Raw genomic sequence first — 15,060 nt, forward strand, 5'->3', positions numbered from 1 at the left:
AAAGAAAGTATAAAAATCCCTTTCTAAGTTGAAAAAGGCGGACAATTTCCTTCACGAAATCATTCGCCTTTTTTTCATACAAAATCCCAACCCGGCATTACGTCACCATTTAAGATGTAAAATCAAGGGCTTTCCTTTCCAACTAACAACAAACCAACTGTCCAAGACGATTAATCGTCATGATCTATAATGTTAGACCCTCTGTTTAATATCTAATCTTTTATACAAATAAACTTTATTTCCTATATCATTATAGGTGACGTAATCAAACGAAGCTTTTGTAAATATAATTCCTCTACCACGCTCTTCAAAATTCATAAGGTCAAGCTGATTCTTTAAGCGGTTGCGCCAATCGAACCCTGCGCCTTCATCTTCAATCGTAATTAACAAATGTGTTTTTAACATTTCAAAATCGATTACAACATTTTTCGTTTGATCAAACTTATTTCCATGTTCAATGGCATTGTAAAGCATTTCTGTAAATCCAATTAGAAGGCTATTAACATCGACAGTATACGTTTGAAGCCAATCTGTCACAACGCTTACAATACACTCAACATCATTACAATCACTTTTAGAAATAAACTGTTTTTTATCAATTACTTCAAAATTCTGTTGAATAATGACATAAGTAATATCATCGTTCGGATATTGTGCATCGATAATCGGCTGAATATCTGAATTAATCACGTTTTTTAACTGTTTCGGTGGTAAGAAGTAATAATTACGGACTATTTCTTGAAAACGCTCAATACCGTACATATTACCGTTACCATTTTCAACACTTTCAACAAGACCGTCAGTCGCTATAACAAGCGTTGCGTTTTCATCAAATAAAACGGTCTCTTCTTCATAGCTCAATAATTCTATATCAATCATCCGACTAATGGGTAGACCACCAAGTGTTAACGAATAAAGTTCGCCATTTTTAATTAATGCAGGTGGAACTTGAATACCAGCATTGCTGTACGTTAACAGTTTCGTTTCAAGGTCTAAAACACAAACGTAAAAACATATATAATATTCTTCTGGAAAATTTTCTTTCAGAAATTCTTCTGCTAAAAAATTGAGCATTTCTTTCGGTGAGACTTTTTTACGTTCTACTCCTTCTTCAACATAAAGAAAACGGTTAATCTTTTGTCTAATAAAAATATTAATAAAAGCCCCGCTAATCCCACTGCCTGATACGTCTACAACGTATATAATCAGTTGATTATTGATCTTAACAAAGTTGTAATAATCACTACCAATTTTATCAGCAGGTTCATAAAATGCGTCAAGTTGAACTTCTTCCATTTCCGGAAAGCTTTTAGGGAAAAAGTGACGGTGCAGCCTTCTTGCCCTGTGAATATTTTCCTCAATAGATTCATAGGCACTTTCAAGCTCTTCACTTTTATTTTCAAGCTTTCTTGCATAACTTTTCAGATCAAGTTCTGCTTTTTTTTGCTGACTAATATCTTGGTGAATACCAACAAAATGAGTTGTTTCACTATTATTTATTTTAATCGGACTTATCGTCGCCGCTACACAATAAAGGCTACCGTCTTTTTTTCGGTTAACAAACTCACCTTTCCATGTCAATCCGGATAAGATTGTTTCCCATAAGTGTTTGTACTCATTAGCTGTTTTTTTACCAGACTTTAAAATACTTGGGGATTTCCCGATTACTTCTAGTAAAGAATAACCAGTTAACTTTGAGAACATGGGGTTCGCATACTCAATTTTATTTGTTTTAGCATCTGTAATGACGATAGATACTGGACTTTGTTCAATTGTTTGTGAAAGTTTTTGGTTTTCTATACGAACCTTTTTCAACTGTTTTTGCTCTTCCCGTGATTGTAAGGCACTGTAAACTGTATCAATGAGTCGACTGGCAGATAATTCGTCCCTTACTAAAAAATTTTCTCCACCGGCTTTCATAACTTCGACGGCTAAACTAGTTTCATTACGACTTGAAATTACAATAATCGGTATTAATATATCTTTTTCTTTAAACAGTTTAATCGTTTGTAAAATACTTAGTTGTTGAAAACTATCACATAAAATAATCGTGTCAACCTCGTTTTCTAGAAGATAAGGTGCAAGATTATTATTGTATAAAATATCGTCATCGAAACTAGTCATTGTTGAACAGACAATAGCTTTGTCCTCATTTAATAATTGAAGAAGGGGGCAACTCTCTCCTTCATCCTTACAAATAATTAATACTTTTATGTTTGCCTCCATACAAAAAGCTCCTCGGCTTGAAATGTGTTTACATATTTTCAATCTTAATGACTTTATTAAGATGGATCATTTTAAACATATTTTGAATATAGTCGTTCGTTACATTTATAATTCGTAATTCCCCACCACGTTCTTTTAACTTTTTTTGAAACAAAAGTAATTTTCCGAGTCCAGAACTATCAATACTAGTAATCTTTGAAAAGTCAATGATAATTTCATTCACTCCATCATTATATAAGTTTAATAATTCTTGTTTTAAATTTTGCGAATTAACGACATCGATTCTTCCTTCTGGAATTAATGTTACTTTACTGTTACCATTTTTGATTTGTTCCATTATCATCGCCCCTATTATTTTATTTGTTAACTATTTTTCAGTTTTATCTGTATCCGCTTCATTTTCAGTCATTTCTGTGATTTGATTAAGTTCTTCAAAAGATAGTAGTTTAAAAGGGTCTAACAACATTATAACACGGTCGTCGGTATCAACTAACCCTCGTAAATAGTTTGTTTTCATATCTTCAGCTAACTCATTATCAACAACTTTAATTTCTTCTTTTTCAAACGTTAAAATATCAGAAATTCGATCAACAATGATCCCCATCGTCTTTCCTTTAACTTCAACAACTATGACGACCGTATATTCATCATACTCTTTAGGCGGCAACTTAAATTTAATATTCATATCAATGATCGGGATAATATCCCCCCTGAAATTAATGACACCTTTAATGACAGGGGGGGTATTAAACACTCTCGTTGGTTTTTTATAACGAATAATTTCTTGAACGATCATAATTTCAATGCCATAAAACTCTTCGCCAACTTGAAAAGTTACAAATTGATTATCCCGAGAGGCATTCATAAGCTGGTGATTTAATATCGGATGAGATTGTTGGTTACTACTCATGAGTTTTGCCTCCTTTTTAAAACTTTTCAAAGTCATCTTCGTTAAAGTCAAAATCATCTTCTTGATTTGACTCTTGTTCAGAACGATGCTTTTTGCGTGTCGGTAAAGGTTCTTTATCCTTTTCTTTCACAGTATTTGTGCTCACTAACTTTTTTTGTGGTTGTATTATGGTACCTTTATCATTAGTTAGCTTAAATACCCCGATTAAGTTAGACAATTCAACAGATTCACTCATCATATTCTCACTAGAGCTAGCAATCTCTTCAACAAGTGAAGCATTTTGCTGCGTTACTTGGTTTAGCTCTTCAATGGCTGAGCGAATATCCCCTGCTGCCATCGACTGTTCTTTTAAAGAAGCGGCGATTTCACCAACAACATCTGTTGTTCGCTGCGTATTTTCAACAATTTCTTTTAAAACCTTCTCTGTTGAGGTCATAAGCTCGTTTCCTTTATCCACTCGAACGATGCTATCTTGTATTAACTTTGAAATTTCTTTTGCAGCTTCAGCACTTCTGCCTGCAAGATTACGAACTTCTGCAGCAACAACAGCAAATCCTCTTCCTTGATCACCTGCTCTTGCAGCTTCAACAGCAGCATTTAAAGCTAGTAAGTTCGTTTGGAAGGCGATATCATTTACGGTTGAAATAATTTCACTAATTTCATTACTTCCTTTTGTGATTTCTGACATTGCCTCACGTAAATCAACAACAACCGTTTCTCCAGATTGAACGATACCCATCGTTTGTTGTGAAATGTGATCAGCTTCATTGGCATTCGCTGCAGAGCCCTCTAATGAAGATGTCATTTCTTCAATTGTTGATGAAATTTCTTCTAACGACGATGCTTGCTCTTCGGTACGTTGTGATAAATCTTGGTTACCTGAAGCAATTTCTTCGGCACCATGCGAAACTGTATCCGAGGCATTCCTTACCCTATAGATCGTTTCTGATAAATTATCGATCGTTTGATTTAAATCTTTCGCCATTTGACCAACTTCATCGTTAGTATAAACGGTAGCTTTTTCTCTAAAGTCATTTTCACCTATTAAGCTAACAATCTCTTGTGTTTCTTTAATCGGCTTAGAAAGGCTTTGCGAAATAAACAATCCTACCACAGCAATAATTGGAATCGCGATTAACGCAATAATAAAAATCATATTTCTCATACTTACTAACCCAGCAAACGCTTCCTCTTGATAAACTTCAACGATCAACCCTGCTGGAGTATCACCTAAATTTAAGACGCCGATCATTCCAATTACAGGTGTTCCTTCGTAATCTAAATATTCGACTGCCTCTGTAAACGCATGATTTTCTGAGCGTATTTGCGGCCCAAGCATTCTTACTGCGTCAGTATTTATAGATTCATTTAATGCCGCATTCGAACGATACTCACCAAACATTGTATTCGTTAATAATGTTCCTTCTGCGTCGATTAAGTAAGCATCTGCCGTTTCTCCTAATGATGAAAGCCCTGCGTGAACAACAGCGTCTAATCTCGCTTGGTCTACGACGACACTTAATGTACCGGTAACATTACCAGTACGACCATTTTCACGAATTGGAGCACCAACCGCTAAAACGTTATCATTAACAACCCCTGAATGAAACAACGCTGACCAGTAACTTTCACCTTGAATCGCACGTTGAATGTAGTCACGATCGTACATGTTTTGGCCTATTAAATCGCGATAATCACTATAGATAACATTTCCTTCTACATCTGTAAAATACATTAACAAGTAATCCATCTTCTCTACGGCTGAATCAACTAATTCCGATAATACCGCTTCTCTTTCCAACCACTCTGAGCTTGTAGTGTCACCATTTTGTTCAACTAGAACTTGCAAACTTTGATAAACTCCTGGTGTTTCTGCTAACAATTCAGCATTTCTTTTTCTAAATTCAAAATACTCATCGAGTTCTGAGCTAACTAATTCTTGATACATATTATTTTTAGCTAAAATTTCTTCTCTAACGTTATTACTTGCAGCGTTATAATTTAAAAAACTAACAACGATTAGTGGAAGAATTCCAACTAATAAAAATAGGCCGATCATTTTTACTTTAAGACTTAAATTTAAAGAAAATTTCTTTTTCATATCTTCAACTCCCTAGAAAGGTTTTTCAATATATTTTCTTTTAGCTCTCTTTCTACAATGGATTATTTTTGTAATGCTTGTACGATTGCATTTGGCATTTCTTGCAAAGGAATAACTTCATCAACTGCCCCTAATTTGATCGCTTGTTTTGGCATTCCATAAACGATCGATGTTTTTTCATCTTGAGCAATTGTCCATGCCCCATTGTCGTGCATTTCTTTTAAACCGTTGGCACCGTCATTCCCCATCCCAGTTAGTATTACACCAATGCAGTTATTCTTTGCTTCTCTCGTAACAGATGAAAATAAAACATCTACAGAAGGACGATGACGGTTTACAGGTGGTGTTTCTTCAAGGCTGATAAAATAACCTTTTTGATGACTTTTCTTTAATAAAATATGTTTTCCACCTGGAGCTATGTAAGCAAACCCTTTTCGAAGCAACTCACCATTAACCGCTTCTTTTACTGTTAATCTACAAGAAGCATTTAAACTTTCGGCATACGAACTTGTGAAGCCTACTGGCATATGAAGAACGATTAATATTCCTGGTAAATTAGCTGGTAATTGCTCTAATATGGATCTAATCGCAACTGTTCCTCCAGTAGAAGCACCGATCGCAATTATTTTATCTGTGTTTGATTGTAGTAATTGAATTGTCGCAGGCGTTACTTCGTTTCTTGATGCTATCTTTTTCCTAGCTTGCTTCCTCAACTCCGTCATATTAACTTTAGCAGCACTTTTCACTTTAATAATGATCTCTTCTTCAATATCGAAAAATGAAGATTGTAACATTGCCGACGGCTTTAAAACGACATCTATAGCTCCTAATTCTAATGCTTTTAAAGAAATCTCACTTCCTTTTTCAGCACGTGAACTTATAATGATGACAGGCGTAGGTATAACCGCCATTAATTTTCTTAAAAAGGTTAAACCATCCATCCTTGGCATCTCTAAATCTAACGTAATGACATCAGGCTTAAATTCTTTTAATTTTTTTATCGCATAAATCGGGTCAACAGTTGAACCGACAACTTCAATTTCTTGATCTTTTGATAATATTCGTTTTAATAATTCACGGACAAGAGCAGAATCATCAATAATTAACACTTTAATCTTGTTGCCTATCAAAACCACCTCCTTACGAGTTTTGAGTTTTGAGTTTTGAGTAATCTCACTCAAATAAGGTTAAGTTGTTAGCTGATGTTGCTTTTTCAGCTCTTGATCGTTTCATTTGGTGTAAGTAGCTTTCTTCAGCACGGACCGCTTCAGCTAACCTTGCCTCTTGACCAATTTTCTTAATAAATACGTCAAAAGTTTCGGGGACGAAATATAACTTTCTACCGACTTTACCACCAACATCATATGAAAGAACTGGAATTTCCTCCATTTTCAAATAATTCATCGCAAAATGAATATTCGACTTAGAAACACTGTTGATCTTTGTTCCTAACACTTCCCCACCACCGAAAACCTTAGCTCTTAGTGAACTTCTTCTTGCTCCTAACTTCATCATATCATTGATCATTTTCTCCATTGCGTACATTCCGTAACGAGCATCATCACTTATAATGAATTCTTCTTTTTTCACAGAAGCAGGTAGCATGAAATGATTCATTCCAACAATGCCACTAACTTTGTCTTTCAAACAAACCGAAACACATGAACCTAGCAGTGTGGATAACATTATATTTTTCTCATCTGTGACAAAATAATCACCCGCAAAAATCTCATAAACTATTCGATTAAATTTTTTATTAAATGTTTTTTTCAATAAAAAAACCCCATAATTAAATTTTTTTGTAAATCGTTTTATGAATAAGACGCCACTTGTTCGGATGATTTGCGATTGACTCTGAGTGCCCTAAAATTAATATTCCACCGGGGGAAAGTTGCTCGTAAAAGCGATCTAATAGATATTTTTGTGTTTCTTTAGAAAAATAAATAAATACATTTCTACAAAAAATAATATCGAGCTTATTTTTTATAGGGTAACGCTCATTTCCAACCAAATTAATTCGTTGAAAGACAATTTTTTTCTGGACATTTTCTTTTATTTTAAAAAGTCCTTTATTTTCTCCTTGTCCTAATTTGAAAAAGGTTTTTAAATGATCGTAAGAAATTCCTTTCACTTCTTCATGACGATAAATTCCAGCCTTTGCTTTTTGAAGCATTTCAGTATTTACATCCGAAGCTAAAATTTTATAATCCATGTTTGTTTTTCCTAGTGCGCTTTCCAATGTCATTGCAATTGAATACGGCTCTTCCCCAGAAGAACAAGCCGCTGACCAAACTCTAACTACTTTTCCTTGCTTTGTCATAAGACTTGGAATAAATTCATTCGTTAAAAAGTGAAAATGATGGACTTCGCGAAAAAAGTTTGTCACATTCGTCGTAATTAAATTAAACAACTTTTCTTTTTCTTGTTCATTTTGTTCTACTATATTTATATATTGTGTAAAAGAATGAAGACCTTTTTTCCTAATATGTTTTGACAACCTTGAGATGACTAGAGCACGCTTTGCATCTGAAAGGTTAACTCCAATTGAGCGTAGTACGAAACTTCTAAGCTTTTGGAACTCTTCATTACTAAGGGACAAATTTTCATTTTCCATAGGCAACCTTCTCATTATTTTTAGTAGAAACATTAAATAACGTAGGAATATCAAGGATTAGAGCTACGTTACCATCTCCTAATATCGTAGCACCGGCAATCCCCTCAGTCTGTTCCATATTTTCTTTAATGCTCTTTATGACCACTTGTTCCTGACCTAAAATTTCATCAACGAGAACAGCCATTTTTCTTTCATTATTTTTTATAATAATTAAGATTCCGTCAGTTGGCTTTTTTATGTCAGTTTCAACATTTAAAATTTTATGAAGACCAGTATAAGGAACGTATTCATTACGTAAATGAATAATCGTTTCTTTTCCTTCTACTTTAAGCACTTGTTGTTCTTCGGCTTTTATAAATTCTAAAATGAAATTTAGGGGAACGATAAACCGTTCATCACCAATTCTTACCATCATTCCATCAATAATCGCCAAAGTTAATGGCAACTTAATGTTGATCGTCGTTCCTTTGTCTTTTTCGGAATATACATTGACAACACCACGTAAGTTTTTGATATTTGTCATTACGACGTCCAATCCTACACCGCGTCCTGATATATCTGTTACCGTATTTGCAGTTGAAAATCCTGGTTTGAATAGTAATAAGTTGATCTCTTCTGATGTTAATTGATCCTCAGGGGAAATCAGATTTTTTTGTAAAGCTTTTTCATAAACCGCTTCCTCATCAATCCCTTTCCCATCATCAATAATCTCAATCACTATGCTTCCTTCTTGGTGGAAAGCATTAAGCTCGATTGTACCCTCTCTCGGTTTACCTTTGGCCACTCTTTCTTCAGGGAGTTCAATTCCATGGTCAACAGCATTTCTTACTAAGTGCTTTAGGGGATCGGTAATTTGTTCAATTACTTTTTTATCTAAATCGGTTTCTTTACCGTTTAAGACAAGTTCAATTTCTTTTTCTTTTTCTAAAGCGAGATCCCGAACCATCCGTTGGAAACGCATAAACGTTGCTCCTATCGGGATCATACTCGTGTTCATCACTTCTTCTTGAACAATACGAATAATTTTATCTACTTCCTCAAAAGCATTCAATACCTCTCTTTGTTGCTCCTTTTTCCCATTTTGAACACCTGTCGTTACTAATGATTTAACTCTTGATTGGGCAATAAGGAGTTCTGCTAGATGGTTTAAAATATTTTCAAGTTTTTCCGTTTCTACGCGGATCGTATTACTAGAGTTCGATGATTTAATATTCGCTTTCGAACTCGTTTCTTTTTGAAGTGAACTATCTTTTTGTAACTGTAAAATACCGGCTTCCTCAAGCATCATACCTACGTTCTTTAACTTTTCGAATGCGCCTTCAATATATTGCGATGTAAGCGTTCCATTCGTAATTAATAGCTCTTTCGTGCCTCGATCCCCTTTAAACCATTCATGTGCTTTACTAGTAATATCATCAATTTGAATATCATTTTCGTCTAATACAAAAATAAAAACATTTTTAATTGCTTCAACACTTTCAGTAGATTTTAAGAAGACCGTCCAACTTAAATGAAATTGATGGGGGTCTAGTTCTCGTAACTCTGGAACCGTTTCAGTTTTCGAAAAAACTTGTAATAGCTCTCCAACTTCCTCAAGCTCATAAATAAGCATTAAAGGATCCGTTCCGGTTTCAAAAATATCAGGTTGGAAATTTAGTTCAAGCTTATAAAAATTATTTTTTTCAGAAGGGTTATCTGTACAATTAGTAGTACTTATAGTCTCCTTATTAATTTCAATAGATAAATCTGAAATGAGCTCTTTTAAATAGTTCATTTTTCCTTGTACTGTGCTTCCTTCTAAATCGCCGTCACTTACCATTTGCTTTAATAGATCATAGCCTCGAAACATTGCATTTGCAACTTCATCGCTATATGAACTGCTACCCTCACGAATTTGATCTAATACATTTTCTAAATGGTGGGCGATTTCACTAATCGCCTCAAAACCCATTAAACCTGCCCCACCTTTAATGGTGTGCATCGCTCTAAAAACAGAATCGACCCACTCTTTATCTTCGGGACTTTTTTCTAATTCAATAAACCCTTCTTCAAGAACTTCTAGGTTTTCCATCGTTTCTTCAAGAAAAGTTTCAATCATATCATCACTCATTACAGTCACCTCACATTAACGAACAAATTTCTTCACAACTCCAACTAATTGATCAGGCTGAAACGGCTTAACAAGCCAGCCTGCAGCTCCAGCTTGCTTTCCCTCCATTTTCTTCTTATCTTGTGATTCTGTCGTAAGTACTAAGACTGGAACGAATTTAAACTGTGGCTTCTTTTTTACTTCTTTAATAAATCCAATACCGTCTAAATTAGGCATATTAATATCGGAAATGATCATCGCCGGTCGTTTCCCTTGTTGTTGAAGTTGTTCTAGTTTTTGTAGACCATCTTGCCCATCCACAGCCGTTTCTACTACGTAACCATTTTTTTCAATGTATATTCTACGGAAGCTCTTACCGTTCTTGAGTCATCTACAATAAAAATAAATTTACTCATAAGTTAAATATTCTCCTTTATTAGTATTGTTTCTAAGCTCAATTTATTGAGTAGTGTTAAAATCGGTTCTTGCATATTGATGATTTCAAATGATAGATTATTGCTGTCACAATGTTTTTTTAGTGAAATTAGTAATTGTAGACCAGCTGTATCAAGGTCTGTTAAACGAGCTGCATCAATTTGACACTTCTCATTATCACCGACATATTGAAGAAGTTCTTCTTGAACTTCTATACAATTAAATACTGAAATTGATTCGCCAACAGCATACATCGCCTCTCCTCCTTAAAATAAGGTCAATTCTCCGCCCTCATCACCTACATCGTACTCTTCATCTTCTAAGACATTACTAGCTGCGACTCGGTCGTAATATGTAGTAAGTTGTTCAATAATTTCATTTAATTCTTTATCCGTCGTCGACCACTCTTGTAAGTTTGCTTTTTCCAAAGTTGCTAGTTTACTTTTTCCGACTTCTTCTGAAAGCTCGATTAAATCGTTAGTTATTAATTGTAAAGATGATGGTAACTCTTTTCCTTGATTCATCTTTAAAGTTAGGTAATCAACTTCCTCGATTAACTTTTTTCCAGTTTCTCCAGCTGGTTGTACAGCATCCAGGACTAACTGTTGTATCATATTTAAATTTTGTAACGACTGCTGTGCAGTATCGTACATTGTTTCAATCATATGTTCATTCGTTTTTAGCATCTCAAAAAATTGGTTTAGATCTCCTGATAACGTTGCTTTTAAATCGATCACAAACTGCTCGTTTTTATTAACATCATTAATAACTCTTTCAGAAATCCGTTCAATTTCATTGCCAAAAGCGCCTACTTCTCCATCTAATCTAGCAAGTTCAATTCTGCTCAAAATGTTTAGTCGCTGCAAGTAACCTACTTTATTTTTAATCACATTAAATTGTTGTTCAATTTGTGTCATTTCCGTATAAAAAAAATCACCAATTTCATTAAAGCTTACAAGGTCGCTTTTTAATGTATCTAATTCTCTTTTGAAATTTTGAATAAACCCTTTTACTTTAATAAAAATCTCTTCAATTGTATTGTTGTCATTGGGACGATCACCACTTAAAAATTCGGCCACTAAACTACTTTCTTCATACGTATCATCTAAGCTTGCTTTTATTGTCAAAATCGGTTCCTCTACTTTTCGGAGCGATTGTTCTATTTGATCTTGTATACTTAATAACAAATTAATAGATAGATCAATTACTTTTTCAACAAAAGTTAAAAAATTTAATTGATCTTCATACTGTTCTTCAGCCTGTAATGAAACACTATCTATTCCTTCAAATATACTATTTAAACAGTTAGTAACACTTTCTAAACTTTGTCTAATTAAGTCTTGGCTTTGAATCGCAATCATTAAGTCTTGAACAGGTTTTACCGCTAACTCAATATTATAGTTGGCTTCTCGTAACAATTGACTAACCGTCTTGAGTGAGTCAAAAACTTCATTAAATAAATTTTGAAACTCTTCTACTTTTATATTTGAGAGCTGATCACTATACTTAAGCATATGACTTAATTTTTCTGTAAACGCATCTTTCCAAGAACTTAACTTAGCTGAATGCTCGTATATGACTCCGTATTGACCTTCTATTTGGTTCGAAAAGTCTTTTATATTCTCTGAAATTACTCCGAACGCTTTTCCGCGATCACCAAGACGGGTCGAGTGTATAATCGCGTTCATCGAAACAATTTCGATATCTGTAATATGCTCCTTTATTTCTTCAATAATCTGCATTAATTGTTCAAGTCCATCTACTTCAGAAGAATCATTGTTTGTAAGAAACCTCTCGATTGTTCTACTCAGCTTCTTTTCATCAAACATATTCATTATCGAAACTGAAAAACTATCTCTCATATCATGAAGAAGTTGTGCTAATCGATAGGCATCATTTTTATTTCCCACAGTTTCTTCATCAGACATTTCATTGTAAACAAAGTAGTTTATTAATATTTCCATTTCTTCAGCATTTAGCGCAATTTCTGTTTCAATTTCTGGTAACCTCGCATATATACATCCATAAATGTCTTCTGTTTGATCGATAAATTGCTGAAGATGCTGATTAATTCCAGTTACTCTTTTTGTTAACCTATTAGCATCCAATATTTACACCTCCAAAAAAGGAAATAACTATAGCAGCATCTTTTACGATATCGCCACATGTAACTTTAAGCCAGATTTATATAAACAATTCCTTCAATGTGTAATGAGTGAATTTCATAATTACCTAAATCGAGCCATATCAAACTATATGTAATTGCGAGCGAATTAACGCAACTACATATAGATACGTAATGGCGATAATATGAATTATGAAATTCATTAAATACCAAAATATCTAGATTTAATTTCCTATTACTATATTACCATTAATTTTAAATTAGTAGGATATGTTTACACATTCGTCATAAATTTCATTTCGCGAAATATCGTAACGGTCGTTTGCGAAACTCGCCCGTGAGTAATAACTTCCACCAATATTATGTAATAATTACTTAGGATAAAATATCAAAGGCTTCTACCAATCAATTCGGTAGAAGCCTAAAAAAGATGCTATTCTTCTAATTGGATTGTAAACTCAAAACCTTGTTCTCGACATGTAATTCCATCTTTATACTTAGCTAAAAACTTATTATACTTTTCGGTAAGCTTTTCAAATTGGGCTTTATCACCTATTTCTAAAGTATAATCAACCTCTTTTTGAATACTTGATTTTTGATATTGGTAAACCGAAACCTCAATTACCATTTGTGCATATAAGGAATCAAAGATCTCTGCAGAAGGCCCACTATGGTTTTTCATTAAAGAGAGTTGCCTTAACATGTTTTTGTTGATCGCATACTTTTCCATATAAAACCCTCCTTTTCTCTTATTATAATCAATTTGTTTATTTTTTTCAACTTTCAGATTTTTTAGTTACTTTACAATACAATACCCTAATGTTACTTATCTCAAACTCATTTTCATACAAAACGTTCATGAAGATAATCGTCACCATCTAATATGTAAAAGAACGAGCAATATCCCTCTCTTCGCTGTAAACCTCTAACGAGTTTTGGAGGCTCGTTCAGAAAATCACCCTCCTTTTTTTCATATAAAAATAGGCATTAAGAAGATAAATCCTCTCAATGCCTATAGTTTTAATGTCTTATAAATAAACCATTATTTTGTTAAAGATTGTACGATGATCTTTAATGCGTTTAGTTGAGTTTCAAATGACATGCTTGGAGTATTCGGCTTGTCAATGACCATTTTTGGAGTAGCAGGGAAGTGAATAAATCCTGCTTTGATATTTAGTTTGTTTTGTTCGATATAATGTAAAATGCCATAAAAAGTGTTATTACATATATATGTCCCAGCACTGTTTGAAATTTGAGCTGGAACTCCACTGTTTTTAAGTTCATTAACAATCGTTCGAATTGGTAAAGTTGAAAAAATCCCATCTGGCCCTTCAGGAAAAATTTTTTCATCTATTGGCTTATCGCCTCGATTATCTCCTTTTAAGCCTTCACCGGCTGTGTCTTTTATATTAATACCGATCCTTTCGACGGTTACTGCTGCTCGACCGTATGCAAGACCACAGCAAATAATAAAGTCTGGGATTTCAGATACAACTTTTTTTATGAGTTGTTTTACACAATCTTCATAGACAACAGGTAATGTTGTAGTTACAATGTCTACCCCTTGAATACCTTCTTTTTGAAGAGTATTGGCCATTTTTTCAGTAGGGTTGACCGTCATTCCGCCAAAAGGCTCAAACCCTGTTACTAAAACTTTCATCGTTTTCTCTCCCTTTATTGTCTATTTCTTAGTTACTTTTATTATAAAGTACTTTTTCTAAAAAAGAAAATTACTATTTTATTCACAGAGTTTTCGATAGTTATATGATACCTTTAATTGAAGAGGTAAATGGTCCTGTAAATTAGGAGGGGGGGGTAGCGTGAAAAAAGAGAAAAAATTAACCTTCTTTGATGGATTGCGTGAGGAAGAACAACAATTATTGTTATCAAAAGGAACCGAAATTTCCGTCCAAAAAGGCACGTCTTTATTCTTAGAAGGAGACGAGCCTAACCACATATACTTAATACAGTCTGGAAAAATACGCTTAAGCAAAACATCAGCAGAAGGAAAAGTATTATTTTTTGAACTAAAAGAAAAAAGTGATTTAGTCGGTGAATTAAGCTTGTACAATAGCCTAAAAATTAGCTTTAATGCTGAAGTGATTAGTGACGCAATAATGATACGTTACGACCGCTCTACTATAGAAGAAATATGCACTGAAAACGGGGACATTGCTATAGCGTTTATGAAATGGTTTTCAGCACATAACAATTATATATTAGCCCAATTTCGCGACCTTATTTTTTGTGGAAAAACGGGAGCACTTTACTCAATATTAATTAGGTTAAGTAACAGTCATGGAAAAGTCAACAAGGACGGTATTTTTATTAATAAAAAACTAACTAATCAAGAATTAGCTAATTATGTAGGAGCTACAAGAGAAAGTGTGAGTCGAATGTTAAAAAGTCTAATTAGCGAAAATATTATATCGGTCGACTCGAAATATATTACCATCCATCAAATTGGTTATTTACAAGAACACTTACGTTGTGAATACTGCACTTTTAGTGAATGTAAATTATAAAAAAAGCCTTCTTGTTGTGACTGGGCCACAGGCGT

Annotated in this window: 14 protein-coding genes; 1 reads left to right on the top strand and 13 read right to left on the bottom strand. The window is 33.9% G+C overall.

What is annotated here, in order from left to right; all coding sequences use genetic code 11:
• Window positions 1–192 precede the first annotated feature (192 nt).
• From BKP35_RS14080 to pcp, 13 genes are all read right to left on the bottom strand, one after another.
• Window positions 193–2,226 carry a SpoIIE family protein phosphatase gene (locus BKP35_RS14080; RefSeq protein WP_071313995.1) on the bottom strand — a complete coding sequence of 678 codons (2,034 nt, stop codon included), beginning with the start codon at window positions 2,224–2,226 and terminating at the stop codon, window positions 193–195.
• 28 nt (window positions 2,227–2,254) lie between these two features.
• A complete protein-coding gene (locus tag BKP35_RS14085; RefSeq protein ID WP_211274632.1) occupies window positions 2,255–2,563 on the bottom strand; it encodes an STAS domain-containing protein in 309 nt (102 codons plus the stop codon).
• 30 nt (window positions 2,564–2,593) lie between these two features.
• On the bottom strand, window positions 2,594–3,136 hold the full coding sequence (locus BKP35_RS14090; RefSeq protein ID WP_071313997.1) for a chemotaxis protein CheW: 543 nt from the start codon (window positions 3,134–3,136) through the stop codon (window positions 2,594–2,596).
• 16 nt (window positions 3,137–3,152) lie between these two features.
• Window positions 3,153–5,237 (bottom strand): methyl-accepting chemotaxis protein, encoded by a 2,085-nt coding sequence (locus BKP35_RS14095; RefSeq protein WP_071313998.1) that lies wholly within the window; start codon window positions 5,235–5,237, stop codon window positions 3,153–3,155.
• A 62-nt stretch (window positions 5,238–5,299) separates the two neighbouring features.
• The gene (locus BKP35_RS14100) at window positions 5,300–6,367 is read right to left on the bottom strand and encodes a protein-glutamate methylesterase/protein-glutamine glutaminase (protein ID WP_245741973.1); all 1,068 of its coding nucleotides are present in this window, start codon (window positions 6,365–6,367) and stop codon (window positions 5,300–5,302) included.
• Window positions 6,368–6,410: 43 nt separating this feature from the next.
• Window positions 6,411–7,010: a hypothetical protein gene (locus BKP35_RS14105; RefSeq protein WP_071313999.1), complete on the bottom strand. Its 600-nt coding sequence runs from the start codon at window positions 7,008–7,010 to the stop codon at window positions 6,411–6,413.
• A gap of 16 nt (window positions 7,011–7,026) precedes the next feature.
• A complete protein-coding gene (locus tag BKP35_RS14110; RefSeq protein WP_169819234.1) occupies window positions 7,027–7,851 on the bottom strand; it encodes a CheR family methyltransferase in 825 nt (274 codons plus the stop codon).
• The gene (locus BKP35_RS14115) at window positions 7,841–9,961 is read right to left on the bottom strand and encodes a chemotaxis protein CheA (RefSeq protein WP_071314000.1); all 2,121 of its coding nucleotides are present in this window, start codon (window positions 9,959–9,961) and stop codon (window positions 7,841–7,843) included. The genes BKP35_RS14110 and BKP35_RS14115 overlap by 11 nt, the downstream gene beginning before the upstream one ends.
• Window positions 9,962–9,976: 15 nt before the next feature.
• Window positions 9,977–10,300, bottom strand: a complete 324-nt coding sequence (locus BKP35_RS14120) for a response regulator (protein ID WP_337959650.1) — start codon at window positions 10,298–10,300, stop codon at window positions 9,977–9,979.
• Between the two features lie 59 nt (window positions 10,301–10,359).
• A complete protein-coding gene (locus BKP35_RS14125; protein ID WP_071314001.1) occupies window positions 10,360–10,629 on the bottom strand; it encodes an STAS domain-containing protein in 270 nt (89 codons plus the stop codon).
• Window positions 10,630–10,641: 12 nt separating this feature from the next.
• The gene (locus tag BKP35_RS14130; RefSeq protein WP_071314002.1) at window positions 10,642–12,483 is read right to left on the bottom strand and encodes a hypothetical protein; all 1,842 of its coding nucleotides are present in this window, start codon (window positions 12,481–12,483) and stop codon (window positions 10,642–10,644) included.
• Between the two features lie 450 nt (window positions 12,484–12,933).
• Window positions 12,934–13,230, bottom strand: a complete 297-nt coding sequence (locus BKP35_RS14135; protein ID WP_071314003.1) for an IDEAL domain-containing protein — start codon at window positions 13,228–13,230, stop codon at window positions 12,934–12,936.
• A 312-nt stretch (window positions 13,231–13,542) separates the two neighbouring features.
• Window positions 13,543–14,160: a pyroglutamyl-peptidase I gene (gene pcp / locus BKP35_RS14140; protein WP_071314004.1), complete on the bottom strand. Its 618-nt coding sequence runs from the start codon at window positions 14,158–14,160 to the stop codon at window positions 13,543–13,545.
• A gap of 160 nt (window positions 14,161–14,320) precedes the next feature.
• Here pcp and BKP35_RS14145 point away from each other — a divergent pair, with 160 nt between their 5' ends.
• The gene (locus BKP35_RS14145; protein WP_071314005.1) at window positions 14,321–15,025 is read left to right on the top strand and encodes a Crp/Fnr family transcriptional regulator; all 705 of its coding nucleotides are present in this window, start codon (window positions 14,321–14,323) and stop codon (window positions 15,023–15,025) included.
• Window positions 15,026–15,060 lie beyond the last annotated feature (35 nt).

The sequence above is a fragment of the Anaerobacillus arseniciselenatis genome (assembly GCF_001865995.1).
GTDB classification, from domain to species: Bacteria; Bacillota; Bacilli; order Bacillales; family Anaerobacillaceae; genus Anaerobacillus; species Anaerobacillus arseniciselenatis.

Excerpts from the sequence above, each read along its gene's own strand:
- BKP35_RS14080 (WP_071313995.1), bottom strand. The coding sequence starts at position 2,226 with ATGGAGGCAAACATAAAAGTATTAATTATTTGTAAGGATGAAGGAGAG.
- BKP35_RS14085 (WP_211274632.1), bottom strand. The coding sequence starts at position 2,563 with ATGGAACAAATCAAAAATGGTAACAGTAAAGTAACATTAATTCCAGAA.
- BKP35_RS14090 (WP_071313997.1), bottom strand. The coding sequence starts at position 3,136 with ATGAGTAGTAACCAACAATCTCATCCGATATTAAATCACCAGCTTATG.
- BKP35_RS14095 (WP_071313998.1), bottom strand. The coding sequence starts at position 5,237 with ATGAAAAAGAAATTTTCTTTAAATTTAAGTCTTAAAGTAAAAATGATC.
- BKP35_RS14110 (WP_169819234.1), bottom strand. The coding sequence starts at position 7,851 with ATGGAAAATGAAAATTTGTCCCTTAGTAATGAAGAGTTCCAAAAGCTT.
- BKP35_RS14115 (WP_071314000.1), bottom strand. The coding sequence starts at position 9,961 with ATGAGTGATGATATGATTGAAACTTTTCTTGAAGAAACGATGGAAAAC.
- BKP35_RS14125 (WP_071314001.1), bottom strand. The coding sequence starts at position 10,629 with ATGTATGCTGTTGGCGAATCAATTTCAGTATTTAATTGTATAGAAGTT.
- BKP35_RS14135 (WP_071314003.1), bottom strand. The coding sequence starts at position 13,230 with ATGGAAAAGTATGCGATCAACAAAAACATGTTAAGGCAACTCTCTTTA.
- pcp (WP_071314004.1), bottom strand. The coding sequence starts at position 14,160 with ATGAAAGTTTTAGTAACAGGGTTTGAGCCTTTTGGCGGAATGACGGTC.